This is a genomic window from Massilia sp. DJPM01, assembly GCF_030348125.1.
GTDB classification, from domain to species: Bacteria; Pseudomonadota; Gammaproteobacteria; order Burkholderiales; family Burkholderiaceae_D; genus Telluria_A; species Telluria_A frigida.
The window spans coordinates 54,019-79,189 of record NZ_JAQOZV010000035.1; the positions used below are offsets into that span (position 1 = coordinate 54,019).

Annotated in this window: 26 protein-coding genes and 1 tRNA gene; 14 read left to right on the forward strand and 13 right to left on the reverse strand. The window is 63.1% G+C overall.

The features are described from left to right. Positions 1-126: 126 nt before the first annotated feature. A complete protein-coding gene (gene glnA / locus PO883_RS21200) occupies positions 127-1,542 on the reverse strand; it encodes a type I glutamate--ammonia ligase (RefSeq protein ID WP_167086472.1) in 1,416 nt (471 codons plus the stop codon). A 310-nt stretch (positions 1,543-1,852) separates the two neighbouring features. Between glnA and PO883_RS21205 the strand changes: the two genes are divergently transcribed. Beyond that, complete coding sequence (locus PO883_RS21205) at positions 1,853-2,311, forward strand: rhodanese-like domain-containing protein (RefSeq protein WP_289311510.1); 459 nt, start codon at positions 1,853-1,855, stop codon at positions 2,309-2,311. Between the two features lie 30 nt (positions 2,312-2,341). Here the strand turns inward: PO883_RS21205 and PO883_RS21210 are convergent, their stop codons facing one another. From PO883_RS21210 to PO883_RS21225, 4 genes are all read right to left on the reverse strand, one after another. Then, on the reverse strand, positions 2,342-3,706 hold the full coding sequence (locus PO883_RS21210; protein ID WP_289311511.1) for a TAXI family TRAP transporter solute-binding subunit: 1,365 nt from the start codon (positions 3,704-3,706) through the stop codon (positions 2,342-2,344). Positions 3,707-3,883: 177 nt separating this feature from the next. Next, positions 3,884-6,994, reverse strand: a complete 3,111-nt coding sequence (locus PO883_RS21215) for a transglycosylase domain-containing protein (protein WP_289311512.1) — start codon at positions 6,992-6,994, stop codon at positions 3,884-3,886. Positions 6,995-7,476: 482 nt separating this feature from the next. Beyond that, positions 7,477-8,274, reverse strand: coding sequence for a molybdopterin-binding protein (locus tag PO883_RS21220; protein ID WP_289311513.1), 798 nt, complete (start codon positions 8,272-8,274; stop codon positions 7,477-7,479). Positions 8,275-8,321: 47 nt separating this feature from the next. After that, entirely contained in the window at positions 8,322-9,209 is an 888-nt protein-coding gene (locus PO883_RS21225) for an EI24 domain-containing protein (protein WP_289311514.1), read from the reverse strand. A gap of 133 nt (positions 9,210-9,342) precedes the next feature. Here PO883_RS21225 and PO883_RS21230 point away from each other — a divergent pair, with 133 nt between their 5' ends. The 3 genes from PO883_RS21230 to PO883_RS21240 all read left to right on the forward strand — a co-directional run bounded on the left by PO883_RS21230 (position 9,343) and on the right by PO883_RS21240 (position 10,317). Beyond that, positions 9,343-9,699 (forward strand): FKBP-type peptidyl-prolyl cis-trans isomerase, encoded by a 357-nt coding sequence (locus PO883_RS21230; protein WP_167086477.1) that lies wholly within the window; start codon positions 9,343-9,345, stop codon positions 9,697-9,699. Positions 9,700-9,701: 2 nt separating this feature from the next. Beyond that, complete coding sequence (locus tag PO883_RS21235; RefSeq protein ID WP_289311515.1) at positions 9,702-9,941, forward strand: hypothetical protein; 240 nt, start codon at positions 9,702-9,704, stop codon at positions 9,939-9,941. Between the two features lie 121 nt (positions 9,942-10,062). Further along, positions 10,063-10,317, forward strand: a complete 255-nt coding sequence (locus PO883_RS21240) for an acyl-CoA-binding protein (RefSeq protein ID WP_167086478.1) — start codon at positions 10,063-10,065, stop codon at positions 10,315-10,317. Positions 10,318-10,349: 32 nt separating this feature from the next. On the opposite strand, the gene PO883_RS21245 is transcribed toward PO883_RS21240, so the two are convergent. Continuing rightward, positions 10,350-10,631 (reverse strand): polyhydroxyalkanoic acid system family protein, encoded by a 282-nt coding sequence (locus PO883_RS21245; RefSeq protein WP_289311516.1) that lies wholly within the window; start codon positions 10,629-10,631, stop codon positions 10,350-10,352. Positions 10,632-10,774: 143 nt separating this feature from the next. Between PO883_RS21245 and PO883_RS21250 the strand changes: the two genes are divergently transcribed. The 7 genes from PO883_RS21250 to PO883_RS21280 all read left to right on the forward strand — a co-directional run bounded on the left by PO883_RS21250 (position 10,775) and on the right by PO883_RS21280 (position 17,441). Beyond that, positions 10,775-12,019 carry a putative Na+/H+ antiporter gene (locus PO883_RS21250; protein ID WP_289311517.1) on the forward strand — a complete coding sequence of 415 codons (1,245 nt, stop codon included), beginning with the start codon at positions 10,775-10,777 and terminating at the stop codon, positions 12,017-12,019. A 278-nt stretch (positions 12,020-12,297) separates the two neighbouring features. Beyond that, positions 12,298-12,621 carry a ferredoxin FdxA gene (gene fdxA, locus PO883_RS21255; RefSeq protein WP_167086481.1) on the forward strand — a complete coding sequence of 108 codons (324 nt, stop codon included), beginning with the start codon at positions 12,298-12,300 and terminating at the stop codon, positions 12,619-12,621. A gap of 159 nt (positions 12,622-12,780) precedes the next feature. After that, complete coding sequence (locus PO883_RS21260; protein ID WP_187363277.1) at positions 12,781-13,878, forward strand: NAD(P)/FAD-dependent oxidoreductase; 1,098 nt, start codon at positions 12,781-12,783, stop codon at positions 13,876-13,878. Positions 13,879-14,139: 261 nt separating this feature from the next. Next, positions 14,140-15,375 (forward strand): polyhydroxyalkanoate depolymerase, encoded by a 1,236-nt coding sequence (locus tag PO883_RS21265; RefSeq protein WP_289311518.1) that lies wholly within the window; start codon positions 14,140-14,142, stop codon positions 15,373-15,375. 156 nt (positions 15,376-15,531) lie between these two features. Next, a complete protein-coding gene (gene rsxB / locus PO883_RS21270; protein ID WP_289311519.1) occupies positions 15,532-16,206 on the forward strand; it encodes an electron transport complex subunit RsxB in 675 nt (224 codons plus the stop codon). Positions 16,207-16,209: 3 nt separating this feature from the next. Beyond that, positions 16,210-16,857 carry an endonuclease III gene (gene nth / locus PO883_RS21275; RefSeq protein WP_289311520.1) on the forward strand — a complete coding sequence of 216 codons (648 nt, stop codon included), beginning with the start codon at positions 16,210-16,212 and terminating at the stop codon, positions 16,855-16,857. A 47-nt stretch (positions 16,858-16,904) separates the two neighbouring features. Further along, positions 16,905-17,441, forward strand: coding sequence for an O-acetyl-ADP-ribose deacetylase (locus PO883_RS21280; protein WP_289311521.1), 537 nt, complete (start codon positions 16,905-16,907; stop codon positions 17,439-17,441). 3 nt (positions 17,442-17,444) lie between these two features. Here PO883_RS21280 and PO883_RS21285 read toward each other — a convergent pair whose 3' ends face one another. The 7 genes from PO883_RS21285 to rplU all read right to left on the reverse strand — a co-directional run bounded on the left by PO883_RS21285 (position 17,445) and on the right by rplU (position 22,875). Further along, positions 17,445-18,521 (reverse strand): DUF4272 domain-containing protein, encoded by a 1,077-nt coding sequence (locus PO883_RS21285; protein WP_289311522.1) that lies wholly within the window; start codon positions 18,519-18,521, stop codon positions 17,445-17,447. Positions 18,522-18,745: 224 nt separating this feature from the next. Continuing rightward, positions 18,746-19,438: a hypothetical protein gene (locus PO883_RS21290; protein ID WP_289311523.1), complete on the reverse strand. Its 693-nt coding sequence runs from the start codon at positions 19,436-19,438 to the stop codon at positions 18,746-18,748. Positions 19,439-19,469: 31 nt separating this feature from the next. Then, a complete protein-coding gene (gene proB, locus PO883_RS21295; protein WP_289311524.1) occupies positions 19,470-20,588 on the reverse strand; it encodes a glutamate 5-kinase in 1,119 nt (372 codons plus the stop codon). 16 nt (positions 20,589-20,604) lie between these two features. Then, positions 20,605-20,982 carry a hypothetical protein gene (locus PO883_RS21300; protein ID WP_289311525.1) on the reverse strand — a complete coding sequence of 126 codons (378 nt, stop codon included), beginning with the start codon at positions 20,980-20,982 and terminating at the stop codon, positions 20,605-20,607. Between the two features lie 14 nt (positions 20,983-20,996). After that, the gene (obgE, locus tag PO883_RS21305; RefSeq protein WP_289311526.1) at positions 20,997-22,106 is read right to left on the reverse strand and encodes a GTPase ObgE; all 1,110 of its coding nucleotides are present in this window, start codon (positions 22,104-22,106) and stop codon (positions 20,997-20,999) included. Between the two features lie 102 nt (positions 22,107-22,208). After that, positions 22,209-22,493, reverse strand: coding sequence for a 50S ribosomal protein L27 (gene rpmA / locus PO883_RS21310; RefSeq protein WP_054266569.1), 285 nt, complete (start codon positions 22,491-22,493; stop codon positions 22,209-22,211). A 70-nt stretch (positions 22,494-22,563) separates the two neighbouring features. Then, positions 22,564-22,875, reverse strand: coding sequence for a 50S ribosomal protein L21 (gene rplU, locus PO883_RS21315; protein ID WP_054268134.1), 312 nt, complete (start codon positions 22,873-22,875; stop codon positions 22,564-22,566). Between the two features lie 251 nt (positions 22,876-23,126). On the opposite strand from rplU, the gene ispB reads away from it, so the two are divergent. The 3 genes from ispB to PO883_RS21330 all read left to right on the forward strand — a co-directional run. After that, positions 23,127-24,116: an octaprenyl diphosphate synthase gene (ispB, locus tag PO883_RS21320; RefSeq protein WP_308605974.1), complete on the forward strand. Its 990-nt coding sequence runs from the start codon at positions 23,127-23,129 to the stop codon at positions 24,114-24,116. Positions 24,117-24,154: 38 nt separating this feature from the next. After that, positions 24,155-24,231: transfer RNA gene (locus tag PO883_RS21325), tRNA-Pro, on the forward strand. Positions 24,232-24,329: 98 nt separating this feature from the next. Beyond that, positions 24,330-25,171 (forward strand): DUF6538 domain-containing protein (locus PO883_RS21330; RefSeq protein WP_289311528.1); only part of this gene is annotated, 842 nt, incomplete at its 3' end.

The window sequence follows — 25,171 nt, forward strand, 5'->3', positions numbered from 1 at the left end:
CAACATCCAATGAAAAACGCGAGGAAAGCCGTGGCCTTCCTCGCGTTTTTATACCGGAGAGATACGTTTTGATGTCTCTCCAGCTACAGGTGCTGCACGTTGGCAATGCTTGCCAACCAAAAACAATTACAGCGAGTAGTACATGTCGAACTCGGCCGGGTGCGTGGTCATGCGCATGCGCTGCACGTCCTGCATTTTGAGTTCGATGTAGGCATCGATCATGCTGTTGCTGAAAACACCACCGCGTGTCAGGAACTCGCGGTCCTTGTTCAGGTTGTCGAGCGCTTCTTCGAGCGAGGAGCACACGGTCGGGATCAGCGCGTCTTCTTCCGGCGGCAGGTGGTACAGGTCTTTCGACGCTGCTTCGCCCGGGTGGATCTTGTTGGCGATACCGTCCAGGCCAGCCATCAGCAGCGCGGCGAAGCACAGGTACACGTTGGCCAGCGGATCCGGGAAGCGGGTCTCGATGCGGCGGCCTTTCGGGTTCGCCACATGCGGGATGCGGATCGAGGCCGAACGGTTCTTGGCCGAGTAAGCCAGTTTCACCGGCGCTTCGTAGCCAGGCACCAGGCGCTTGTACGAGTTGGTACCCGGGTTGGTGATCGCGTTCAGTGCCTTGGCGTGCTTGATGATGCCGCCGATGTAGAACAGCGCATCTTCCGACAGGCCGGCATAGCCGTCGCCGGCGAACAGGTTCTTGCCGTCTTTCCAGATCGACTGGTGCACGTGCATGCCCGAGCCGTTGTCGCCAACGATCGGTTTCGGCATGAAGGTGGCGGTCTTGCCATAGCTGTGGGCCACGTTCCAGACCACGTATTTCAGGTTCTGGGTCCAGTCGGCGCGCTCGACCAGGGTCGAGAAGCGGGTGCCGATTTCATTCTGGCCGGCGCCAGCCACTTCGTGGTGGTGCACTTCGACCGGGATGCCCAGTTCTTCGAGGATCAGGCACATTTCCGAGCGCATGTCCTGGAACGAATCGACTGGTGGCACCGGGAAGTAGCCGCCCTTGACGGTTGGACGGTGGCCGCTGTTGCCGCCTTCGGTCTTGGCATCGGTCGCCCACGACGATTCATCCGAATCGATCTTGACGAAGCAGCCCGACATGTCGATCTTCCAGCGCACGCTGTCGAAGATGAAGAATTCCGGCTCAGGGCCGAAGTAGGCGGTGTCGCCGATGCCGGTCGACTTGAGGTAGGCTTCGGCGCGCTTGGCGATCGAACGCGGATCGCGGTCGTAGCCCTTGCCGTCGGCCGGCTCGATGACGTCGCACTGCATGAACAGCGTGACTTCTTCCATGAACGGATCGATGTTGGCCGTGTTCGGGTCTGGCATGAGCAGCATGTCGGACGCTTCGATGCCCTTCCAGCCGGCGATCGACGAGCCGTCGAAAGCGTGGCCCGATTCAAATTTGTCGAGATCGAAGTGCGATACGGGAACCGTTACGTGCTGCTCTTTGCCACGCGTGTCGGCGAAGCGAAAGTCCACAAAGCGAACGTGCTTCTCTTTAACCATTTCCAAGACTTCTGCGGCCGTCATTGCCATGCGTATCTCTCCTAATATAAATGGGGGGTTGCCACCTCGGCGGCAAAACTCACAGGGATCATAGCAGAAAGCGTGCCAGCCAGACCATGCGGACCGAATGGCGCAGCAGCGTTGAAAATGCTGCCAAATATCACTAAACTCCGGAGTCCCTGCAACAGCGCCGGCGCGGGCGTCTGATCGGGATCGCACCACCTTGGTGCGAATCGCGCGGATTGCACCAAGTTGATGCACGATGCACCGAAAAGGGAAAAATGCCGCGCCGTGGTGCGCCGCTCCTATAATAATCGCAAACTTGACCGAGGAATACGCCATGAGTAACGCCGACACCCTGCTTGCCACCGCCCGCACCCGCGCGCCCGGCCAACCGTATGCGGGCGCAGTGACGCCGCAGGAAGCGTGGGAACTGCTGCACAGCGAAGCGCGCGTGCGGCTGGTGGACGTGCGTACCGACGCCGAGCGCGCGTGGGTCGGCAAGGTCGCCATTCCGGCGCAGCAGCACTGCGCCGTGCAATGGAGCACCTGGCCGGACGGCGCGCCCAATCCCGATTTCGTGCGGCAGCTCGAAGCGGTGGCGCAAAAGGATGAGGTGCTGCTGTTTTTGTGCCGCTCGGGCGTCAGGTCGCGCCACGCCGCACGGGTGGCGACGGAAAATGGCTATGCGCAGTCATTCGATATCCTGGAAGGCTTCGAGGGCGACAAGGATGCGGACGGTCACCGCAAGAGCGTCGGTGGCTGGTGCAAGGCCGGCTTGCCGTGGCTGGGGGCCTGATTTTTTAAAAGCTCACCGGCGCCAGCGGCGTTACGCGAGCGCACCCGGCGCGGATTGCGTAGCGCGGACTTGATCGTCGGCCACGGCGTTCTTCACCCGCTGGCGCACGAAATTGATATGGCTGCGCAGGCCATACAAGCCATCGGCAAACGCGAGCGGAATCGAAATCTGGTTGACCATTTCTTCGATCTCATCGAGCCGTTTTAACAGCCCCGCGCAAATGTCTGCCCGCTGTGCGCCTTGCGCCGCCTCCAGCTCCTGCTCCACCGTGCGCAGCTGCCCGTACCAGCGGTAGACGCGCGAGCGAATCCGCCACACGTACAGCGGCGGCACCACCTTCGACAGCGGCAGCACCAGCGCCGCCAGCGCCACCACCACGACCCACATGCGATCAAAAAAATTGGCCAGCCAAAAGCTCATGTAGCGTTGCAGCAGCGGCGCGCCATCCTTGTAGAACTTGGCCGCTTCGCGCGCCACCGGAATTTCGGTGTAGCGCGCCGACGGGAACTGCCCCTGCTGCTGGAACCAGCCGGTGCCGCCATGAATTTCGCTGGCCGCCTGCACGTACAAATCGATCAGCGCCGGATGCAAATCTTCACGCGCCACCAGCGTCGCTGTGGGTGCGATCAGATGGTAATCCTGGGCCGGGATGTCGCGCCCCACGTCGACGATCCCGCGCGGCAGCACCACGTGCGAGACGAACGGCAAGCGCCGTGAATAGGCTTCGGCCTGGGTGAAGTCAAACAGCTTGAAGCCCGGCGTTTGCAGCAGCATCTGCACCAGCGGCGCGTCCGGGCCGGAGCTGAAGACCAGGCCATCGATGCGTCCTTCCAGCAGTTCCACCGTGCCCGGCGTGTTCTCCAGGGTGCCGATGGTCAGGTCGGCCGGCTCGACGCCGTTCAGCGCCAGCACCTGGCGAAACAGCTTGGGCACGCCGCTGCCTTCCGGTCCGAGGTTGATTTTCAAGCCCTTGAGCTGCGACAGCTGCGTGACTTTGGCATCCTCGCGCAGGAACAGCCAGACCGGTTCGGTGAACAGGCTGCCGATCGAGACCAGTCCCTTGCGCTGGGCTTCGGCCTGCTCGGTCGATCCGCTCTGGACGAAAGCGATATCGACCTTGCCTTCATTGAGGTGCTGCAGGTTGTCCTGCGAGCCGAGGGAGCGCTGCAGGGTGACGGCGATGCCATGCTTGCCCAGCTTGGCGGCGTATTTTTTGCCGAATTCCTCGTAAGCGCTGTTTTCCTGGCCGGTGCCGAGCGTGACCCTGCGCGGCGGCGAGGGATCGACCAGGAAGTAAGCGACCGCGCACAGCGCGGCAATGGTGAGAACGGTGGGGCCGGCGGTGGCAACCAGGTCGCGAAACGAGAACTGGGTAAACTTCCGGATTTTGGACATCGCACGTTGCAAAGGTTTCATGGATCGGTACGATGCCAACATTTGGCGAACTATGCAAGCGCAGGCCGAAATGAAGGCCATAAAACCAAGAGCCGTCGTTCCTGGCACTGCCAGAACCGACGGCTCTCGATCTAGTGGTACCTGTCGAGAGCCAAGCTCCCGGCGACCGTCACTTCATCAACGCACGCACTGCCTGGCCGTGCTGTCGGCCGGCGGCTCGATCATCGGCATCAGGGTCGGCGCCAGCACTGTCAGCAACTGCACCGGCAAGGCGCTGGTGAAGTCGTAGTCGGCCGACGACGGTCCGTGCACGTACGCGGTCATGCTGCCAAAGAAGCGCTCGCCGATGTTGAAGACGAAGGTCGCCGAGCGGTTCACGTAACGCGATTCGATCAGCCGTCCACCGGCGCCATATACCTCGAAACGCTGGTCGCCGGTACCGGTCTTGCCGCCCACCGCAATGATGCTGCCGTCAGCCATCTTGAAGGCGGTCTTGACGCGCTTGGCGGTACCGTCCGAAACCACGCCGCGAATCGCATCGGCCACCGCGCGCGCCACTTCCGGCGACAGAATCTGCTCGCCCGGCGCGCTCTTGGCCTGCTTGACCAGCGTTTCGTACGGCGTACCAGCGGCAAAATGCAGCGAGTCGATGCGCTGCACCGGCTTGCGCACGCCCTTGTTGACGATAATGCCCATCATCTCGGCCAACGCCGCCGGACGGTCGGCCGACGCGCCCAGGGTGGTCGCGTACGACGGCACCAGCGAGTCGAACGGATACCCCATCTTCTTCCACTGCGCATGGATCTTCAAGAATGCTTCGACTTCCAGCAAGCCCGCGATGCGGCGGTCCTGCGCATGCTTGCGGTGCGTGTTGAACAGCCAGGCATACACTTCCTGGCGTTCCTTGACGCTGGCCGCCACCATGTCGGAGTAGGTGGCGTTCGGATTGGCGCGGAAGTAACCGACCAGCCACAGTTCGAGCGGGTGGATGGTGGCCAGGTAGCCGCGGTCGGCCAGCGACATGCTGCTTGGGGCGTACTGGTCGTACATGCGCGCGATGCGCTCGTCCGGCACCTCGTTGGCCGACACCAGGTTGTCCTTCACGAAGGCCGTGAACTGGGCCAGCGTGGCGTTCGGGGCAATGGTGCGGTGCACGTTGGCCAGCCGGGTCGGGGTCGGACGGAAGCTCGCGAGCAGCACTTTTTCGGCATCGGCCGCGTTCTTGCCCTTGTACTTGTTATAGAAGCGGCCAAGGAACTCGCGCCCTTCGCGGTCGGCGAAGCGGGCCAGGTATTCGGCGCGGCGCGGATCGTCGGCGTCGGCCAGCAGCGCCGCCGAGGAACCGGGCAGCTGGAACATGTAGTAGCGCACCACGTCGCGCATCAGGCGCACGAATACCAGGTTGGTCGAGCTGCGCAGCGCCTGGCGCACGCTCATGATGCGCGTGTTATCGAGCTTGCTGAAGTTGCCGAAGGTGTGCATGCCGCCGCCGGTGAAAAAGCCTTCGGCCGGGCTGCCCGAGTAGGTGCGTTCGATCGCCGCTTCCAGCATGGCCGGCAGGTCGCGCGCGGCGCCGGCCGGCAGGGTCAGGAAGTATTCGATGCCCCACTGCGACAGCCGGTCCTTCGGATCGACCACCACCTTGCGCAGTTCCGCCGCACTCATGCCGTTAAAGCGCTGGTACAGCTGGTCGATGATGTCCATGTAGGTCACCAGGGTGCGCAGCTTGGCGGTCGAGCCCAGATCGAGCTTGGCGCCTTCGTTGATGTCGAGCGGCTGGTCGTAGTTATCGGTCTGCACGCGCAGGTAGTTGGCTTTTTCGCCGCGTTCCATCAGCGTGAAGCTGTACACCACGCTGGCCGGGTCGCCGTTGCCCAGCATGCCCTTGCCGGTCAGGCCGGCCGCTTGCGCCGATTCGGCGTCGCGCAGCTTGCGCAGCATGGCGGTGACGGCTTTCTGGGCTTCCGAGTCGAGCGTGCTGACCACCGACAGGTCGAGCCGGTCCAGGTTGTACAGGCGCGCGTCGCCCAGCAAGCCCGCCAGGTGGGTGCGCACCGCATTCGAGGCCTTGCGCGACACAAACGCATTGGCCGCCGGCGGCGCCACGCCGGAACCCTTGGCCGGCTCCAGCTTGACGGCCAGCGCGGCGTCGCGCAGCTGCGCCGTGATCACGCCGGCCTGGGCCAGCACGCGCAAGTGGGTGTTGGTCAGGTTTTCGAGGTCGTTGGCGCCGGCGCCCAGGTAGTGGGCCGGACGGCGCTGGGCGATCATCAGCGACAGCGCCTGCTTGTAGACCAGCGCCGCGTCGGGCGAATGCGGTTCATCTTTCAGCAGCTTGTTCATGGCCGTGAAATCGCGTCCGTACCAGACCCACATGCCGTCGCCGATGCCGTTGACTTCACCGTAGCCGAGTTTGGCCGACAGCGGTACCGTGTTCAGGTAATCGATGACGATCTGGCGCCGCGCGCGGGTGGTGTCTTCGCCGTACTGGTAGGCGCGCAAGGTGGCCGACACCATCTGGCGCGCTTTTTCCGACAGCGAGCTGGTACGGCCATCCGGCGAATGGCGGTATTTTTCGATCTGGGTAGCCAGCGTGCTGCCGCCGGCCGAGCGCTTGTCGCCGCCGCTGAACACGTGCAGCGACTTGTCGAAGACGGCCTTGCTGAAGCGGTCCCACTCGACGGCGGGATTGCGTTTCGGGTAGGTCGGGTCGAGCAGTTCGCGGTTTTCGATGAACAGCAGGCTCTTGACCAGCGAGGATGGCGCATCGTCGAACTTTTCGTAGAAACGCTCGGGGTAGCGCGCCAAAAACAGCGGCTCGCTGCGGCAGTCGAGGATTTCGAGGCCGACCTTGGTCTTTTCGCGGTAGGTCGCGAACAGGCCCTGGTCGGCCAGTTCCACCATCTTGGGCGACAGGCGCGCCTGCGAATCGATCATGAAGTCGCGCGTCTTGAGCTTGGCCAGGTAGTCGGGCATGTTGGCGTAGCCGAGCCGCTCGTCGTACGGGCTGTCGTGCGGGAAGCGGATGTTGGTGCTCGGGCCTTTCTCGACCTTGTAGCTGATCTTCCTGGCGATGCCGGCAAAGTACTTGGCCTGCATCGACGAGGTGCGCACTTCATCGAGCACCCACCAGACGCCGGCGCCGAGCAAGACCAGTAACAACAGCCACAGGACCAGTTTGATGCGGCTGCGGCGGCGCGGCGGGGTGCCTTGCGGCTCGGTGTCGGGTTCTGGAGTGGGCAAGGTATCGGTATCGGTATTGGTGTCGGTGTCTGTTTCGGTATACATGTCTGAGGCGCCGGCGGCGCCGTCGGGTACGAGGGAGAGGTGGGGATGCGGCGCTGCCGTGCCGTCGTCAGGCTCGGGCGGGACCTGGCCGAGTTGGATCAACGCTGCGCGGGCGCGCAATTTGCGCACCGCGCTGGCGACGATGCGGGGCCGTCGAAAACGACGATTACTTTCCATGATGGCTCAACCGGTTCAAATCAATCGTACCTGCAATCACCGCATCAACCTTCGCCATCGTGCAACGGGTCGCTTCGTGTAATCGGGTGGTCAATCGCATTCCTGTGGTATTAAAAATTCATTCGTTAAATTCTCACTGAAATCTCACGCGAGATCGAGTGATGCACGGTTACCATTCCACCACATCGGGTGACCGTGGCGAAGGCATGTTCAAGAAAACTTGATCTGGCCGTTTGTTTTTCGCAAAAAAACAACGGCTCAGGGCGCCACGTAAAAGGCTTGCCACAAAAGGCGTCACACGCCGCTCACGCCCGGGCCTCGCATGGGGCGAATTCGATCTGCATGCGGGTCAGCTGCGCGCACATGTCGGCGAAGGCCGACGCGGTCAGGGCCGGCTCGCCTTTCACGCCCAGTTCGATGTGGCCGCGCGTGACCGCGTCGCCCACGCTCGGCAGGCTGAATACCTTGACCGGGGCGTAGTCCGCTTCGAGCGCTTCCATCAGCGGGGTGAGGGTCGACTCCATCGAGCCGTACACCAGCACCGATTGCTCGCTGTGCGGCTGGCGGTTGAACAGGTGGCTGTAGCAGTTGTCGAGCACCCAGGCGATCATCGGCCAGGCCATCACCGGAAAGCCCGGCACGAAGTGGTGGGTGCCGAGCGTGAAACCGGCGATCTTGTTGTAGGCGTTGGGGATCAGCGAGGCGCCTTGCGGGAACTCGGCCATTTTGAGGCGGTGCAGGTTTTCCGGGGAATTGAGGTCGGCCGTGGTGCCGGCATCGCGCGCCATGTCGCCGATGCGCTCTTCGATGTTGGCCCGTCCCTGCGCATGCAGCGCCAGCGGCACGCCGAGCGCCGTGGCGGCGCACTGGCGCGTGTGGTCGTCCGGGGTGGCGCCGATGCCGCCGCACGAAAACACGATGTCGCCGCTGGCCATGGTGCGTTTCAGGGTGGCGCTGATGCGCACCGGATCATCGCCCAGGACCTCGGCCCAGTCCAGCTTGAGGCCGCGTTCGGCGAGCAGTTCCAGCACCTTGGGAAAGTGCTGGTCGCGCCGCTTGCCCGACAGGATTTCGTCGCCGATGATGATCAAACCGATGGCCATGTGTTTCTCCGTTATTGCAAAAGTGGGCAGTGTGCCATGAAAGCACCTCAGGCAGGGGGCGGGGCGCCGGGTGCGCCGGCCGGGGCCACGGCGGGCGCCGCAGCGTCCGCCGCCGGCGGCTCCTGTGCGGCGCGCAGGTCGGCCAGCGCCTGCATGCAGTAGTACTGGAACCACAGGGCGGTAAACACGAAGATCAGCACATACAGCCAGATCGAGATCGCCGCGAGGAAGGGGAACAGCAGCACCGACATGAGCGCGCCGCCGATCCAGACGATGCCCGGCAAGGCGCCGATGAAGCCCGAGACGACGCCGATCAGCGCCAGCTGCGGACGGTGGCGGCGCCGCAGTTCCTTCATTTCGTCGGCGCTGGCGTAGTCTTCCAGCGCGTCGTAGACCAGCACGCGCGCGGTCAGCCAGCCCCACAGGACCACCTGCACCAGCACCGCCAGCGGCGGGAAGACGTACAGCGGCAGGGTCAGTATCCAGACCGCCAGGAACAGCACGGCGCTGCCGACGTTGATGGCGATGCCGGCCATGAAGCTGCCGCCGTGCTTTTGTTCGAGAGTGCTGAAGTGGCGCGCGGCGACGTGCCGGGTAATCGGCGGCATGGCGGCCACGCCCATGAACACGATCGCCGTCAGGATCATCAGCGGCAGCAGCAGCAGCATGGCGATCAGCGGCACGATCATGGTTTTCAGCGTGCCCATGCCGAACGAACCAAGCATGCCGCTGCTGGTCTTGAACCAGTCGTTGGACTGGAACAGGCCCTGGACATAGTCGAGCAGCGGCTGGAAGCCGAAAGCCAGCAGCGCGGCCCACAGCACCACCGACAGCACGAAGGGAATCACCGTCAGCAGCAGCATCTTGGGATTGGCTTGCGACACCAGGGCGCGGCGGTAGGCGGTGGCGACGGGGCGCCAGGGAGTCTTGGTCATGGAAAGCGGCCGGATGTAGTCAGAAAGTCCACGCAGTGTAGCGCGCTTTGGACGCGTGCGGGGCGGGCGTCAATAGCGCTTTGACACGTCATGCACTACAATCGCCAATCACACCGATTTATCAAGGAAAACCATGTCCACTATCACTACCGATTCCGGCCTCCAGTACGAAGACACCACCGTTGGCGAAGGCGCCGAAGCGAAAGCCGGCCAGCACGTCACCGTCCATTACACCGGCTGGCTGCGCAACGACGACGGCAGCGCCGGCGCCAAGTTCGACTCCAGCAAGGACCGCAACGACCCGTTCCAGTTTTCGCTGGGCGCCGGCCAGGTTATCAAGGGCTGGGATGAAGGCGTGCAGGGCATGAAGGTCGGCGGCGCACGGCGCCTGACGATCCCGGCCAGCCTCGGTTACGGCGCGCGCGGCGCGGGCGGCGTGATTCCGCCCAACGCCACGCTGATTTTCGACGTCGAACTGCTCAAGGTTTAAGCATGCCGATGGGCGCCCTGCGCTACCCGCTGGCCTTGCTGGTGCTGGCCATGTCGAGCGGCTGCGCCGTCGTTGCGGTGACCGGCGCGGTGGTCAGCGCCGGCGTGGCGGTCGGCTCGGCGGCAGTCAGTACCGGGGTCGCGGTGACCAAGGGCGCCGTCAAGGTGGCTACGTATCCGTTCCGCGACAGCGATGAGGAAAAGGCCGCCAAGGCAAAGGCCGAGGCGCAAGGCAAGGACTAGGCGCACGCCGGTCCTCGCCCAAGCTGAGCATCCCCTCTAATCTCTTGCGCTTTTCGGGGGTTTGCCGTGCAACCTGCGCTAAGATTCTCGTCACTGAATTTCAGCCACCCGAGGAGATACGATGAGTTTGCAGGAACAATTTGACCAGGCCCTGGCCGATTCCAAAAATCTGTCCGAGCGTCCGGATAACCAGACCTTGCTGAAGATTTATGCGCTGTACAAACAGGCGTCCGCGGGCGACACCGACGGCAACCGTCCCGGCATGACCGACTTCGTCGGGCGCGCCAAGTACGATGCCTGGGATGGTTTCAAGGGCACCTCCAAGGACGAGGCCATGCAGCAGTACGTCGACCTGATCGACGAATTGAAGGGCTGATCGCGCCCCTGTGACAGCACGGCGCGGCCGCTTCAGGCTGCGCCAAATACCGCCTTCATCTTTTCCGTCACCTTCGCTTCGATCGCCGGCGCGAACGCACTCATCAAGAACCCCAGCCTGATAGTCATTTCGACCTGCTGCGCTTCCACGGCCAGCGACCCGTGCACGCCGCTGCGCTCGAAATGCAGCACGTCGCCCTGCCACGCGCAGTCCAGCCCGTATTCGGCGGCAATCTTGTCGGCCACTTTCTGGGCCGCTTCGCGGGCCTTGTTCGGTGTCAGGCGGTGTTCCTGAACGATGCTGATGTCAGCCATGACTTTCCTTGTTGTGTTTTTCGCGCACATGATACCTTGTTGAGCTCAGCCCGCCTAGTTTGCCGCCGGCGCGCCGCATCTGGCGCCGCCCCCGCTCCCGAGTCGCTCTATAATGCTTTTCGGCTACTTTTTATCGGAATCCCATGAGCGACATGCACCTCATCGCCGCGATCCTGTTCGGACTCGCCCTGGCTCATACCTTCGCCACCAAGAGTTTCGAGCGCCTGGCCAAGCGCTATCCGCGCCACGCCGGCCTGCTGCACTTCTTCGGCGAGGTCGAGGTCGTGTTCGGCCTGTGGGCGCTGGTGCTGATCCTGGCCATGGCCCTCGTCGTCGGCGGCAGCGCAGCGATCGGCTACGCCGAATCGCGTACCTACACCGAGCCGCTGTTCGTGTTCGTCATCATGGTGGTGGCCGCCTCGCGCCCGGTGCTCGAAGCGATCCGCGCCTTCATCGCCAGCCTGGCGCGCCTGGTGCCGCTGCGCACGCCGGTGGTCAATGTGTGGCTGTGCCTGGCGCTGGTGCCACTGCTCGGCTCGCTCATCACGGAACCGGCCGCCATGACCCTGGCCGCGCTGATGCTGGCGCCGCAGATTTTTCGCAAGGACATGCCGGAGTGGCTCAAGTACGCCGCCCTCGGCGTGCTGTTCGTCAACGTCTCGATCGGCGGCACCCTGACCTCGTTCGCCGCCCCGCCGGTGCTGATGGTGGCCTCCACCTGGCACTGGGACAGCGCCTTCATGGCCTCCACCTTCGGCTGGCGCGCCGCCGTGGCGGTGCTGGTGAACGCCAGCGTCGTCACCGCCATGCTGCGCGGACATATCGTTGACGCGCCCGCGCCGGCGCCGGGCGATGTCAAGGTGCCGCCGCTGGTGAGCGCGATCCACCTGGCCTTCCTGGCGGCGGTGGTCGCTTTTGCCCACCACCCGGTGATCTTCATCGGCCTGTTCCTGTTTTTCATCGGCTTCACCCACGCCTACGGAAAATACCAGAATCCCCTGATCCTCAAGGAAGGCTTGATGGTCGGCTTTTTCCTGGCAGGACTGGTGGTGCTGGGCGGCATGCAGCAATGGTGGCTGCAACCGCTCGTCTCCAGCCTGGGGCCGACCGCGCTGTTCTTCGGCGCCACCGCGCTGACCGCGATCACCGACAACGCCGCCCTCACCTACCTCGGGTCGCTGATCGCCGGCTTGTCCGACCAGGCCAAGTACATGCTGGTGGCCGGCGCGGTGGCCGGCGGCGGCCTGACCATCATCGCCAACGCCCCCAATCCGGCCGGCGCGGCACTGGTGCGCGAAGGCTTCGAGGATGGATCGATCGGGGTTGGCGGCCTGCTGCTGGGCGCGCTGCCACCAACCATCGTGGCCATGATCATGTTTCTTCTGTAGCGGCGATTGTCGGCCCGGTTTGACGCGCATCAAACCCGCACGCTGTCATCAGGGCGACCATTTCTGTTCAGTTCGCTTTGGTGGCAGGAAAACAAGTCTTGGTTTTTGAACAAAAAACGCCGTGTGCGCGGGTGCAACGACGCATTTGCTTATGTGGATTGCGTATAAGCCAAAAATTGTGGGAATAAGCGAATTGCCTTAAAATACAGTGCTTTGCCATGGTCGGCGTTTACCCTCGCCAGCGGCCCGCAGCACCCCTTTTCACTGATAGGACTGTTATGACCCACGTTGTCACCGAATCGTGCATCAGCTGTCGTTACACCGATTGCGTCGATGTATGCCCGGTAGATTGTTTCCGGGAAGGCCCGAATTTTCTGACGATCGATCCGGACGAGTGCATCGATTGCGCCGTCTGCGTGGCCGAATGTCCCGTCAACGCCATCTACGCGGAAGAAGATGTGCCGGCCGATCAGCAGCAGTTCATCAAGATTAACGTTGAACTGGCGCGCACCTGGCCATCCATCACCAAGACCAAACCGGCACTGCCGGAAGCGGAACAGTGGAAAGACGTCAAGGACAAGCTCGATCAGCTGATCCGTTAAGCCAGCCAGCAGCCCTGCCGGACCGCCCTCGCGGCCCGGCATTCCAGGTTCGCGCCAGCAAGATCATCTCCATCGTGGCACACTGTCGGCCATTCGCAGCAACGCTCAATGCACTGCTGCAAGCTGCACCCCACCCCAAAATCAACAGGAAGTAAGCGCATGACTATCATCGCCAACCATGAAGCAGGCAGCGTCGCTGCCAATAGTTCCTTTGCCGGTGCCATCGAGTCCGATGCCGTGATCATCGGCGCAGGCCCGGTCGGCTTGTTCCAGGTGTTCGAGCTCGGCTTGCTGGAAATTAAGGCCCATGTGATCGATTCGCTGCCGGCCGTGGGCGGTCAGTGCGTCGAACTGTATCCCGACAAGCCGATCTACGATATCCCGGCGGTGCCGGTGTGCACCGGCCAGGAATTGACCGACAACCTGCTCAAGCAGATCGAGCCGTTCGAGCCGACCTTCCACCTGAACCAGGAAGTGACCGTGGTGCAGCGCCGTGAAGACGGCCGCTTCAACGTCGAAACCTCGACCGGCACCCAGTTCATCACCAAGACCATCTTCATCGCGGCCGGGGTCGGCTCGTTCCAGGCGCGCACCATCAAGGTCGACGGCATCGAAGCATTCGACGGCACCCAGGTCCACTACCGCGTCAAGGATCCAGGCCAGTTCGAAGGCAAGAACCTGGTCATTTGCGGCGGCGGCGATTCCGCGCTGGACTGGGCGCTGAACTTTGTCGGCAAGGCCGAATCGGTGGTGCTGCTGCACCGCCGCGAAGACTTCCGCGCCGCGCCGGCCTCGGTAGCCAAGATGAAGGCTCTGTGCGACGCCTACGAAATGCAGCTGATCATCGGCCAGGTCACCGGCTTCGATCAAAAAGACGGCAAGCTGAGCGAAGTAAAAGTCACCGGCGCCGACGGCGTCACCCGCCGCCTGCCGCTCGACATGCTGCTGGTGTTCTTCGGCCTGTCGCCGAAGCTCGGCCCGATCGCCGAATGGGGCCTGGACATCGAGCGGCGCCAGCTCAAGGTGCAGAACACCGAAAAGTTCGAAACCAACGTGCCGGGCATTTTCGCCGTGGGCGACATCAACACCTATCCGGGCAAGAAGAAGCTGATCCTGTCGGGCTTCCACGAAGCGGCCCTGGCTGCCTTCGGCGCGGCGCCCTACATCTTCCCGGACAAGAAGATCCACATGCAGTACACGACGACCTCGCCGAAACTGCACAAGATCCTCGGCGTCGAAACCCCGACCTTCGACTAAGCCGCATCAGTCTTACCGCCACCACACATGCCCCGCTCAGCCGGGGCATTTTTCATGCTGCGTTAGGTAGCTCATAAACGCGGCGCACCGTTGTGTGTTAAAACGGTGTATCAAACACGCTTGGCTTGCCTGAAACTGACAGCCGTGCTGGATTTCCAACAAGAATGCTAAATTGCAGGCGCACCTTTCAAATGGCCTATAATTAATCCGCACACCTTACGCAAACGATTGCAAGGCAACGATTACAAAGAAGGAATATGTATGCTTTACCAATTGCACGAGATGCACCGCTCATTCCTGACGCCACTGATGCAGTGGGCCGACGCCTCTTCCAAACTGTTTTCCAATCCGGTGTCCCCGTTCGCGCACACGCCGTTCGCGCAGCGCATTGCCGCTGGCTACGAGCTGATGTACCGGCTCGGCAAGGACTACGAAAAACCGGCTTTCGACATCACATCGACCGTCATCGACGGTGACACTGTCGGCATCCTCGAACAGGTGGTGGTGACCCGCCCGTTCTGCCGCCTGCTGCATTTCAAGAAAGACCTGGGTGCCCAGGCCATCGAAAAACTGGCCCAGCCGAAAGTGCTGCTGGTCGCGCCGCTGTCGGGCCACCATTCGACCCTGCTGCGCGATACCGTGCGCGGGCTGCTGACGCATCACGACGTGTACATCACCGACTGGACCGATGCGCGCATGGTGCCCCTGACCGACGGCGCCTTCCACCTGGACGACTATATCTTCTACGTGCAGGATTTTATCCGCCTGCTGGCACCCGATCTGCATGTCATTTCCGTGTGCCAGCCGACGGTGCCGGTACTGGCCGCGATCTCGCTGATGGCGACCGCCAAGGATCCGAAGCTGCCGAAAACCATGACCATGATGGGCGGCCCGATCGATCCGAGCAAATCGCCTACCGCGGTCAACGACCTGGCCATCGAAAAGCCGTTTTCGTGGTTCGAGAACACGGTGATCTACGCGGTGCCGGCCAACTATCCTGGCTTCGGACGCAAGGTGTATCCGGGCTTCCTGCAGCACGCCGGCTTCATCGCCATGAATCCGGGCCGCCACGCCCAGAGTCACCGCGAGTTCTACAACCACCTGGTGGCGGGCGACGACGAACCGGCCGAAGGCCATCGCCAGTTCTACAACGAGTACAACGCGGTGCTCGACATGCCGGCCGAATACTATCTGGACACCATCAAGACCGTGTTCCAGGAACACCGCCTGCCGAAGGGCACCTGGACTGTCGGCGGCAAGCTGGTGCGTCCGCAAGACATCACCACGGTGGCGCTGTTCACGGTTGAAGGCGAGCTGGATGACATCTCCGGCGCCGGCCAGACCCAGGCCGCGCATGAGCTGTGCAGCGGCATTCCGGCCGACATGCAGCAAGACTTCGTGGCGCCCAAATGCGGCCACTACGGCATCTTCTCGGGCCGCCGCTGGCGCGAAGTGATTTGCCCGAAGATCGGCGAGTTCATCCAGAAGCACGGCTGAGTTCCCGCTCTCTCCTGAACAATGCCGCACGCGGGTTGACTCCCACGCGCGGCATTTTTTTCGTCCGTGGCGGCGGGATGCGCGCCGGCGCGCCCGGTGCGGATCGCGGGCGGCGACTATAATGTCGCTTTCCCACCCTGCTTGCCCGCCGCCGCCGTGACCAAGACCCTGGCCGACCACATCGAAGACCTGCTGCCGCAGACCCAGTGCACCAAATGCGGGTATGCCGCCTGCCGCCCGTACGCGCAAGCGATCGCCGAGGGCACGGCCGACATCAACCAGTGCCCGCCGGGCGGCATCGAAGGCGTGGCGCGCCTGGCCGCGCTGACGGGACGCAAGGTCATTCCGATCAATCCGGCCAATGGCATCGAGCGTGCACGCCCGCTGGCATTCATCGATGAAGCGCTGTGCATCGGCTGCACCCTGTGCATCCAGGCCTGCCCGGTGGACGCGATCCTGGGCGCGGCCAAGCAGATGCACACCATCCTGCCGAGTTTGTGCACCGGCTGCGACCTGTGCGTGGCGCCCTGCCCGGTCGACTGCATCAGCATGATTCCGGTGACGGGCGAGCGCACCGGCTGGGACGCATGGTCGCAGGAACAGGCCGATGCCGCGCGCGAGCGGCACGACTTCCGCAGCGCGCGCCTGCGCCGCGAGCGCGAGGAAAACGATGCGCGCCTGGCCGCCAAGGCGGTCGCCAAGATGCAGGAAGTGACCGCGCAGCCGACCAACACGCCGGACGAAATCGCCGAGAAGGAGCGCAAGCGCGCCATCATCGCCGCCGCCATGGAACGCGCGCGCCAGAAGGCCGCGCCACCCGCAAAAGAATGATCGATGAATCCAGCCAAACGTTATGAAATGTTCAGCCGCTTTCGCGCCGCCAATCCGCACCCGACCACGGAACTCGACTACACCACGCCGTTCGAACTGCTGATCGCGGTGCTGCTGTCGGCGCAAGCGACCGACGTGGGCGTGAACAAGGCCACGCGCCGCCTGTACCCGGTGGCCAATACGCCGGCCGCCATCCTGGCGCTGGGGATCGACGAACTCAAGTCGACCATCCAGACCATCGGCCTGTATCACACCAAGGCCAAGAACGTGATGGCCACCTGCCAGATGCTGATCGACCTGCACGGCGGCGAAGTGCCGCATTCGCGCGAGGCACTCGAAGCGTTGCCGGGGGTGGGACGCAAGACCGCCAACGTGGTGCTCAATACGGCCTTCGGCGACCCGACCATCGCGGTCGATACGCATATTTTCCGGGTCTCGAACCGCACCGGCATCGCGCCCGGCAAGGATGTGGTGGTGGTCGAGCAAAAGCTGCTCAAGTTCGTGCCCAAGGAGTTTTTGCAGGATGCGCATCACTGGCTGATCCTGCACGGCCGCTACACCTGCATTGCGCGCAAGCCCTTGTGCTGGAACTGCATGATCGCCGATTTGTGCGAGTACAAGGCGAAAACGCCGGCGCCGGCGCTGAAGTAGCCGCGCGTTCCGGCGCGCGCCTGGTACGGCGGTTTTTGGAGGAATTCATGACGCAACACCCGGATCACCAGAGCGGCGCCGTACTGCGGGCCGTGCGCGCCGATATCACCACCTTGCAGGTGGACGCCATCGTCAACGCCGCCAACTCCTCCCTGCTCGGGGGCGGCGGCGTCGATGGCGCGATTCACCGCGCCGCCGGACCGGAGCTGGTGCACGAATGCCGCCTGCTCGGCGGCTGCAAAACCGGCGAGGCCAAGGCCACCAGGGCGTATCGCCTGCTTGCCAAGTGCATCATCCACACGGTCGGCCCGGTGTGGCGCGGCGGCGGCGGCGGCGAAGCGGCGCTGCTGGCGAGCTGCTACCGGCGCGCCATCGATATCGCCGCCGCGCGCGATCTGGCGTCGATTGCCTTCCCGGCGATCAGCACCGGCATTTACGGCTATCCGCTGGCACTGGCCGCGGGCACCGCGGTGGCCGCCGTGCGCGAAGCGCTGCTCACCGCACCGAGTCTTCGTGAAGTGGTGTTCTGCTGCTTTTCCGCCGACGATCTGGCGCAGTATCAGGCCGAACTACTCAAACGCTAACCCTCAGGTCGGCGTGTCGACGTCGTCCCAGCCGGTGTGCTGGAAGCGGATCAGCCAGTTGAGGGCATGATGGCGCTCCATGACCACGTCGGCATCGGCGCCGAATTCCGCACCGGTTTTTTTCAGGCGGATCTGGCGGATATGCCAGTGCAGGCGGTAGGTCTGGTCGAGCGCGTCGACAATGTCGGCGGCGCCACGCAGTTCAGGCCCGCGCATCTCGATCTGGCGCGCCACGGCGGCGGCGGTGTCGCATGGCGCATCCGGAAACGGCAGTTCATCGACCATGCCCAGTGCCCACTGCAGCACGTACAGGCTCTCGTAGCGCCACAGGAACTGCGCGCACTCATGCTCGGACGGCGATTCGAGCGCCAGGAAGGCCCGTTCCGCCGGCGACAGGCTGTCGTCCGCCAGCGGCATTTTATCCAGCAGGGTGGCGACCGGCATCGGCTCGCCCGCAGCCACCGATTCGGCGCGCAGGGCGACCAGCAGCAGGGCGCGCGCGCGGCCGATCACTTCGTCCCGGTCGCGCAGGGTCAGTTCTTCTTCGCACGCCAGTGGCGGCAAGCTCGCCGGCACCTCGATGGCGCGCGCCGCCAGCATCGCTTCGGTGGCGCTCTTGCGCGTCCACGCCTGCGCGGGGTACGGCACGCTTGCACCGGCGGCGGCCTGGCCATCGGCGACGTTGATCAGGATATGGCCGTCGGGATCGCGCACGTGGCCATCGGGCGTGAACAGCAGCGCGTTCGATTCGCGCGCCCAGGCATGCAGCGCGGGCAGTTCGTCGTCGGCCACGGCCATGCTCAGGTGGTGCCGCACGCGCTGCAGGTGCAAGATCACATGGTACTTATCGCGCGACATGGCTTCCGTACCGCGGCTGTACACATAGCCGCAAAAGCCGTGCAGGTGCGTCAGCAGCTCACCATCGGACAGGTCGCGCCGCCCTTGCAGTTCGTGCGCAAAGGCCGGCTGCGCGATCGTATGGCGCGTGCAGTACACGTTGTACAAGGTGGTCGCGCCAGTGGGCGCGGCCGGGACCGGGCTTTGCGGGCGGGTGAAGAAGCGCTTGAGTGAATTGATCATGTGGTTCGGTGGAACGGTGACAAGAATGCCATGATACCGGGACGGCGCCGTTTTTGCCGAAACAACACGTTGCGCTAGTCCTCGATGGTGAGCAGGTTGCCGCTGCCGTCCACCGTGGCGGCGTAGCGCGTGCTCGATGGATCGAGCGCCGCCAGCCGCTGGCGCAGCCGCACCGCCGCTTCCTCCGTGCGGAACGCTTTTATCCGCCCCTTGCAATGACTGGCTCAGAAGTCATATTTCTTCCCCAATCCATAATGCCGCACCTTTTGGCGCAGGGTCGCCATGAAGCGGTCGTCGGGCAGGGCCATGGGACTGTGCTTGACCAAGGCGGCCGCCCTTTCGATGTCGGCGCGCGCCTCCTCTTTGCGTCCAAGCGCCTCGCACGCCTGCGCGCGCTTCAGGTACGCGAAGGGAAACTCGGGCTGGAGCGGGATCGCCACGCCGAATGCCTTGAGCGCCTCGCCATGGCGCCCGAGTTCCGCCAGGGTCCAGCCCAGGTGGTACTGGGTCATCATGGTAGGACCACCGGCAGCGGCATCGATCTTTTCGGCGGCCCGCAACTGGGCAAGGCTGTCTTCGTAACGCGCCACGCGCCGCAGATACGAGGCGTAGTTGACGAATTCACCGGGCGTTCGCGGCGCCTCGACGCTGAACGACGCTTCCTGGTCGCGCACGGCGGCCTGGTTTTGCTCAAGGTTGAAATGAGCCGAGGCCCGCATTTGCAAGGCCTGGCGCCGCTGGCCCTTGCCCAGGCCAGGCTGGCCCAGGCAATCGGACAGCAGCTTGACCGACTGGGCATACTGGCCGAAGCGCCAGGCGCTTTCGCCCTGGCCGCAAGACGACGCCGCCGCCGCAATCCCCGTTTGGGCGATCAGGCCGGACAGCAGCAGCAGCAGCAGGCGAAGGCAGGAAGCCATGGCAGCACCAATGATGGATGGGCTGCCCGGTTCAGAGCAGGACCAGGTTATCGCGGTGGATCAGTTCCGGGCCTTCGAGGAAGCCGAGCAGTTTTTCGATTTCGGACGAGGGCTTGCGCAGGATGCGGCGCGCTTCGCTGCTGGTGTAGTTGGACAGGCCGCGCGCCACTGGCGTACCGTCTTCGGCCAGGCAGGTGATGACGGCGCCGCGTCCGAATTCGCCGCGCACTTCGATCACGCCGATCGGCAGCAGCGATTTGCCCTCTTTCGACAGCTTCTGCACGGCGCCGGCATCGAGCACCACCTTGCCGGCGGTGTGCAGATGGTCCGACATCCACTGCTTGCGCGCGGTCAGGCGTCCGGTCTGGGCGCGCAGCTGGGTGCCGATCGCTTCGCCGCCGGCCAGGCGCGTGAGCACGTCGCTGTCGCGGCCCCAGGCGATGATGGTGTGCGCGCCCGATCCGGCGGCGCGCTTGGCGGCCAGGATCTTGGTCAGCATGCCGCCGCGCCCGATGCTGCTGCCGGCGCCGCCGGCCATCGCTTCGAGCGCCGGGTCGCCCGCGTCGCCCTCGGCGATCAGCACCGCTTGCGGGTCCTTGCGCGGATCGGCGCTGTACAGGCCATGCTGGTCGGTGAGGATGACCAGGGCATCGGCTTCGATCAGGTTGGCCACCAGCGCACCCAGGGTATCGTTGTCGCCGAACTTGATCTCGTCGGTGACCACGGTATCGTTCTCGTTGATGATCGGGACCACGCCCAGGCGCAGCAAGGTGGTGAGCGTGGAGCGCGCGTTCAGGTAGCGTTCGCGGTCGGCCAGGTCGGCGTGGGTGAGCAGCACCTGGGCCGTGCCCAGGCCGTGCGCGCGAAAGCTGGTTTCGTAGATCTGCGCGAGGCCCATCTGGCCGACGGCGGCGCAGGCCTGCAGTTCGTGGATATCGGTCGGACGCTTCTCGAAGCCGAGGCGCAGCATGCCTTCGGCGATGGCGCCGGAGCTGACCATCACGACTTCCTTGCCGAGGGCGCGCAGGGCGGCGATTTGCACGGCCCAGCGCGCGATGGCGGCGTGATCGAGCCCGCGCCCGTCATTGGTGACGAGCGAGGAGCCGACTTTGATGATGATGCGGGTGGCGGTCTGGATGACGGAGTTCATGGGGCGGCAGTTCTTATCAGCGCGGGCGCAAGGCAAGCAGCAGAAGGCCTGCCGCCAGTTCGATCCCGCAAACGACTAACAACAATCCCTGGGGCAGGCCGATGGCGAAGGCCGCGACAAAGCGGCCGGCCGGCTGCGCCAGGACGAACAATGCGGTGATATCGCCGAGGACAGGCTGGTCGGCCTGCCTTGCTGCCAGCAGCGCCAGGGCCGCTGTAGCTGCCCTCACGCCGACATACATGGCGAAGAACTGGCTGTAGCCGTTCACGCCAACGAGAAACACGCCCATGGCAATCGCCACCCGGTCCGGGTTCAGCAAGGCCGCTAGTGCGGCCAGCGAACTGGCAAGGGCGATCGCATTCAGAAGCTGCGTGCGCAGCTTCTGCTTAAGCACGGGTACTGCCAATTTTAGTCGAGAATCTTGAAGCGCGGATCGTCCGGATCGATCGACGCAATGCCGCGTGCTTCTTCGGTCATCTGCGTTTCTTCGGCGCGGTGCTCGCTCTTCTTGACGGTCTCGAGGTGCAGGTAGATGGCGTTGACCAGCTCCGGGCAGCCTTCATGGCTCAATGCCGAAATCTCGAACACAGGACCCTTCCAGGCCATGCGCTTGACGAAATCCTTGACCAGCTTCTTGCGGTCTTCTTCCGGCACCACATCGAGCTTGTTCAAGACGAACCAGCGCGGCTTGTCGACCAGCGCCTCGTCGTACTTTTCGAGTTCCTTGATCAGGGCCTTGGCTTCCTTGACCGGATCGACATTGGTCTCGAACGGTGCCATGTCGACGATGTGCAGCAGCAGGCCGGTACGCTGCAAGTGACGCAGGAACTGGTGGCCCAGGCCCGCGCCTTCGGAGGCGCCTTCGATCAGGCCGGGAATGTCGGCGATGACAAAGCTCTTCTCGTGCGAGACGCGCACCACGCCCAGGTTCGGGTGCAGGGTCGTAAACGGATAGTCGGCGATCTTCGGCTTGGCGTTGGACACGGCCGTGATGAAGGTCGACTTGCCGGCGTTCGGCATGCCCAGCAGGCCCACGTCGGCCAGGACTTTGAGTTCCAGGCGCAGCTCGCGCCGTTCGCCTTCCTTGCCTTCGGTCTTTTGACGCGGGGCGCGGTTGGTGGAGGACTTGAAGTGGATATTGCCCCAGCCGCCCTCGCCGCCCTTGGCCAGCAGTTCGGTCTGGCCGTGTTCGGTCAGGTCGGCGATGATTTCGCCGTTGTTGTTATCGACGATCAAGGTGCCGACCGGCATGCGCATGTAGATGTCTTCCGCGCCCTTGCCGTAGCAATCGGCGCCGCGTCCCGGCTCGCCGTCCCGGCCTTTGTGCATTTTGGAGTAACGGAAGTCGACCAGGGTGTTGATGTTGCGATCCGCAACCGCCCAGATGGAACCACCCTTGCCGCCGTCGCCGCCGTCCGGGCCGCCGAAAGGCCGGAATTTCTCGCGACAGAACGATGCGCAGCCATTGCCGCCGTCGCCGGCGATGACCTCGATTTTTGCTTCGTCGATAAACTTCATATTTTGTGCCGCCCTAAAACTAAAAAGGCTCTACCGTGGGCAGAGCCTTTCAATGGAAGGCTTGCGCCTTACAAATGTGCGCCATGACAGCGCGGATACAACTTACGCTGCGACTGCTGCTGGAGCTGGGTCGTTAGCAACAACGGTAACGAACTGCTTCGAGCCTGCGCCCTTGACCACGAACTTCACCTTGCCGTCGACCAGCGCGAACAGGGTGTGATCCTTGCCGGTGCCGACGTTTTCGCCTGCGCGCACCGGGGTGCCGCGCTGACGGATGATGATGCCGCCGGCATTGATGGTCTGGCCGCCGTAGACTTTAACGCCAAGGCGTTTTGATTCTGAGTCACGGCCGTTGCGCGTTGTGCCGCCGCCTTTTTTGTGTGCCATTTAAATACTCCTGGATAGCTGGTTACTTTGGACTGATCTAGCCGGGCTCTTGCGAGCCTGGCACACGGAATTAACCGTTGATCGAAACGATTTGAATTTCGGTGAAATTCTGGCGATGGCCCTGATGCTTTTGGTAGTGCTTACGACGACGCATCTTGAAAATCTTCACTTTATCGTGACGACCGTGTGCCACAACAGTTACCAGTACCGTTGCACCTTCGACCAATGGCGCACCAAACTTGATGGTGTCGCCCGCGCCTACTGCGAGAACTTGATCGATGGTGAGTTCGGAACCAATGTCTGCCGGTATCTGTTCTACTTTAAGTTTTTCGCCAGCGACAACTTTGTATTGTTTGCCACCGGTTTTTATGACCGCGTACATGATAGGAAACCTCATCAAATGTTAAAAAATTCCCTGGCCGGAGCCGGGGGAACCGCAGATTATACATGGATTGGTTTTTTTCGTCAAAAGTCATGCACAAGGCCACAGGTTCGTGGTATGTCGACAACTACAAGGCGCTGCGCCGGCGGGCGGCGCGTGCTGCCGGCAGGCAGTCCTAACCGTTGAGCATAGGGCGGAAACAGGCGGCGTGTCGTATAATCGCCGCACCTAATGTCCATTGCAGGTTCGCCTTGTCCGCCGCCATCTTACACGCACAACAAAATACCATCGCCCAATCGATTGCTCCGGACATGGAGGCAGTCAACACGGTGATCCGCGAACGCCTGCATTCCGAGGTCAGCCTGGTCAACCAGATCGCCGAGTACATCATCAGTGCCGGAGGCAAGCGCATCCGCCCCGTGCTGGTGCTGCTGGTGGCGAACGCCTATGGCTACAAGGGCACGGCCCACCATGAACTGGCGGCCGTGGTCGAATTCATCCACACCGCCACCCTGCTGCACGACGACGTGGTCGACGAATCGTCGATGCGGCGCGGGCGCCAGACCGCCAACGCGCTGTTCGGCAATGCGGCATCGGTGCTGGTGGGCGACTTCCTGTACTCGCGCTCGTTCCAGATGATGGTTGGGCTGAACAATATGCGCGTGATGCAGATCTTGTCGGACGCGACCAACGTGATCGCCGAAGGCGAAGTGCTGCAGCTGCTCAATATGCACGATCCGGACGTGACCCAGGAAAGCTACCTGAAAGTCATCCGTTCCAAGACCGCCAAGCTGTTCGAGGCGGCGGCGGAACTGGGCGCCCTCATTTCCGGCGCCAGCGATGCCGAGATCAGCGCGGTCGGCGAATACGGCCGCTCGCTGGGCACGGCCTTCCAGCTGATCGACGACGTGCTCGACTACGCGGGCGACGCCAGCGAAATCGGCAAGAATGTCGGCGACGACCTGCGCGAAGGCAAGCCGACCTTGCCGCTGATTTATCTGATGGAAAACGGCACGCCGGAGCAGCGCGAACTGGTGCGCAATTGCATCGAGCAAGGCGACGAGCAGCATTTCGATGCCATCCTGGCGGCGGTGACCAGCAGCGGCGCGCTGGACTTCACGCGGCGCGAGGCGGACATTGCCGCCAAGCGCGCGGCGGACGCCATCGCGGGTTTGCCGGACAGCCTGTACAAACAGAGCTTGCTGCAACTGTGTAGCTTCGCAGTTGACAGGAACCACTGAGCGGCATAATTTACTACCTATGAAATCTTACCACCCGTCGGGGTGTGGCTCAGCCTGGTAGAGCGCTGCGTTCGGGACGCAGAGGCCGGAGGTTCGAATCCTCCCACCCCGACCAGGTTAAGTCCTTGTATAATAAAGGTTTACGTACAAATCAATGACTTAGAAGTGAAACTGCTACACCGGGGTGTTACACCGACCAAGGAATCAGGGCCAGTGTTAACCCATCTAACGAAACGCGCTAACCGCTACTACATCCGCCGCAAAATCCCCGTTGATCTACAGGCCCACTACGGGCGCAAAGAGATCGTCAAATCCCTCGGCACTTCCGATCCAGCCAAGGCCGCCGTGCTCTGCCGTAAAGAGGGCGTGGCGCTTGATAACGAGTTCGCCGCAGCCCGCGCCAAGATCGCCACTGCCGCTGACCCTGCCGACACCAGCATAGCGTCTGCCCCAGATAATGAACCGCTCAATGCAGACGAGGTGGCGGCAACCACGCTCGCCCTACTTCGCCAGCGTCGGGACGCCGCAGCCATTCAAGGGCATTTGGCATTGACTGAGTTCATGGAGCGCCAGAGCGTCAATCTCGAACACCAAGAGGCCATGCTGCGCGGGGAGCTTGAGCCGCTGCACGCCCTGTCTAAGCACGAGGGCCATAGGAACGCGCTGCGGGCCTTCTTGACTGGCGACGGCAGCGTGATTGCTCGCTCTCAGGATTCACGGCCAACGTCTAAGAGCAAGACGTCTTTCGAGGCGCTGGCCAAGCGCTGGCATGCCGAGCGCAAGCCCCAGATTGACACCTTCAATAAGGCGATGCGTGCCATCCGCTTCTTCAAGAGTCTTGTCGGAGACATGCCCGTAGAACAGATCACGCGCCTTCACATCATCGAGTTCAAGGACAAGTTCTTGGCCTCCCCGGGCGTCAAGAAGGGGACTAAGCAATCCCCGGCTAATACAAATGCCCAGATAGAGCAACTGAGCATAGTGCTCAACTACGGCAGGAACAACGCCGTCATCGACATCAACCCAGCGCAGGGCATCCGGGTTGACGACACTAG

Excerpts from the sequence above, each read along its gene's own strand:
- PO883_RS21285 (WP_289311522.1), bottom strand. The coding sequence starts at position 18,521 with ATGATCAATTCACTCAAGCGCTTCTTCACCCGCCCGCAAAGCCCGGTC.
- glnA (WP_167086472.1), bottom strand. The coding sequence starts at position 1,542 with ATGGCAATGACGGCCGCAGAAGTCTTGGAAATGGTTAAAGAGAAGCAC.
- rplU (WP_054268134.1), bottom strand. The coding sequence starts at position 22,875 with ATGTACGCGGTCATAAAAACCGGTGGCAAACAATACAAAGTTGTCGCT.
- PO883_RS21290 (WP_289311523.1), bottom strand. The coding sequence starts at position 19,438 with ATGGCTTCCTGCCTTCGCCTGCTGCTGCTGCTGCTGTCCGGCCTGATC.
- PO883_RS21280 (WP_289311521.1), top strand. The coding sequence starts at position 16,905 with ATGACGCAACACCCGGATCACCAGAGCGGCGCCGTACTGCGGGCCGTG.
- PO883_RS21245 (WP_289311516.1), bottom strand. The coding sequence starts at position 10,631 with ATGGCTGACATCAGCATCGTTCAGGAACACCGCCTGACACCGAACAAG.
- PO883_RS21230 (WP_167086477.1), top strand. The coding sequence starts at position 9,343 with ATGTCCACTATCACTACCGATTCCGGCCTCCAGTACGAAGACACCACC.
- PO883_RS21220 (WP_289311513.1), bottom strand. The coding sequence starts at position 8,274 with ATGGCCATCGGTTTGATCATCATCGGCGACGAAATCCTGTCGGGCAAG.
- PO883_RS21260 (WP_187363277.1), top strand. The coding sequence starts at position 12,781 with ATGACTATCATCGCCAACCATGAAGCAGGCAGCGTCGCTGCCAATAGT.
- PO883_RS21215 (WP_289311512.1), bottom strand. The coding sequence starts at position 6,994 with ATGTATACCGAAACAGACACCGACACCAATACCGATACCGATACCTTG.
- obgE (WP_289311526.1), bottom strand. The coding sequence starts at position 22,106 with ATGAAGTTTATCGACGAAGCAAAAATCGAGGTCATCGCCGGCGACGGC.
- PO883_RS21235 (WP_289311515.1), top strand. The coding sequence starts at position 9,702 with ATGCCGATGGGCGCCCTGCGCTACCCGCTGGCCTTGCTGGTGCTGGCC.
- nth (WP_289311520.1), top strand. The coding sequence starts at position 16,210 with ATGAATCCAGCCAAACGTTATGAAATGTTCAGCCGCTTTCGCGCCGCC.
- proB (WP_289311524.1), bottom strand. The coding sequence starts at position 20,588 with ATGAACTCCGTCATCCAGACCGCCACCCGCATCATCATCAAAGTCGGC.
- rpmA (WP_054266569.1), bottom strand. The coding sequence starts at position 22,493 with ATGGCACACAAAAAAGGCGGCGGCACAACGCGCAACGGCCGTGACTCA.
- PO883_RS21250 (WP_289311517.1), top strand. The coding sequence starts at position 10,775 with ATGAGCGACATGCACCTCATCGCCGCGATCCTGTTCGGACTCGCCCTG.
- PO883_RS21225 (WP_289311514.1), bottom strand. The coding sequence starts at position 9,209 with ATGACCAAGACTCCCTGGCGCCCCGTCGCCACCGCCTACCGCCGCGCC.
- PO883_RS21205 (WP_289311510.1), top strand. The coding sequence starts at position 1,853 with ATGAGTAACGCCGACACCCTGCTTGCCACCGCCCGCACCCGCGCGCCC.
- PO883_RS21210 (WP_289311511.1), bottom strand. The coding sequence starts at position 3,706 with ATGTCCAAAATCCGGAAGTTTACCCAGTTCTCGTTTCGCGACCTGGTT.
- fdxA (WP_167086481.1), top strand. The coding sequence starts at position 12,298 with ATGACCCACGTTGTCACCGAATCGTGCATCAGCTGTCGTTACACCGAT.
- PO883_RS21265 (WP_289311518.1), top strand. The coding sequence starts at position 14,140 with ATGCTTTACCAATTGCACGAGATGCACCGCTCATTCCTGACGCCACTG.
- PO883_RS21240 (WP_167086478.1), top strand. The coding sequence starts at position 10,063 with ATGAGTTTGCAGGAACAATTTGACCAGGCCCTGGCCGATTCCAAAAAT.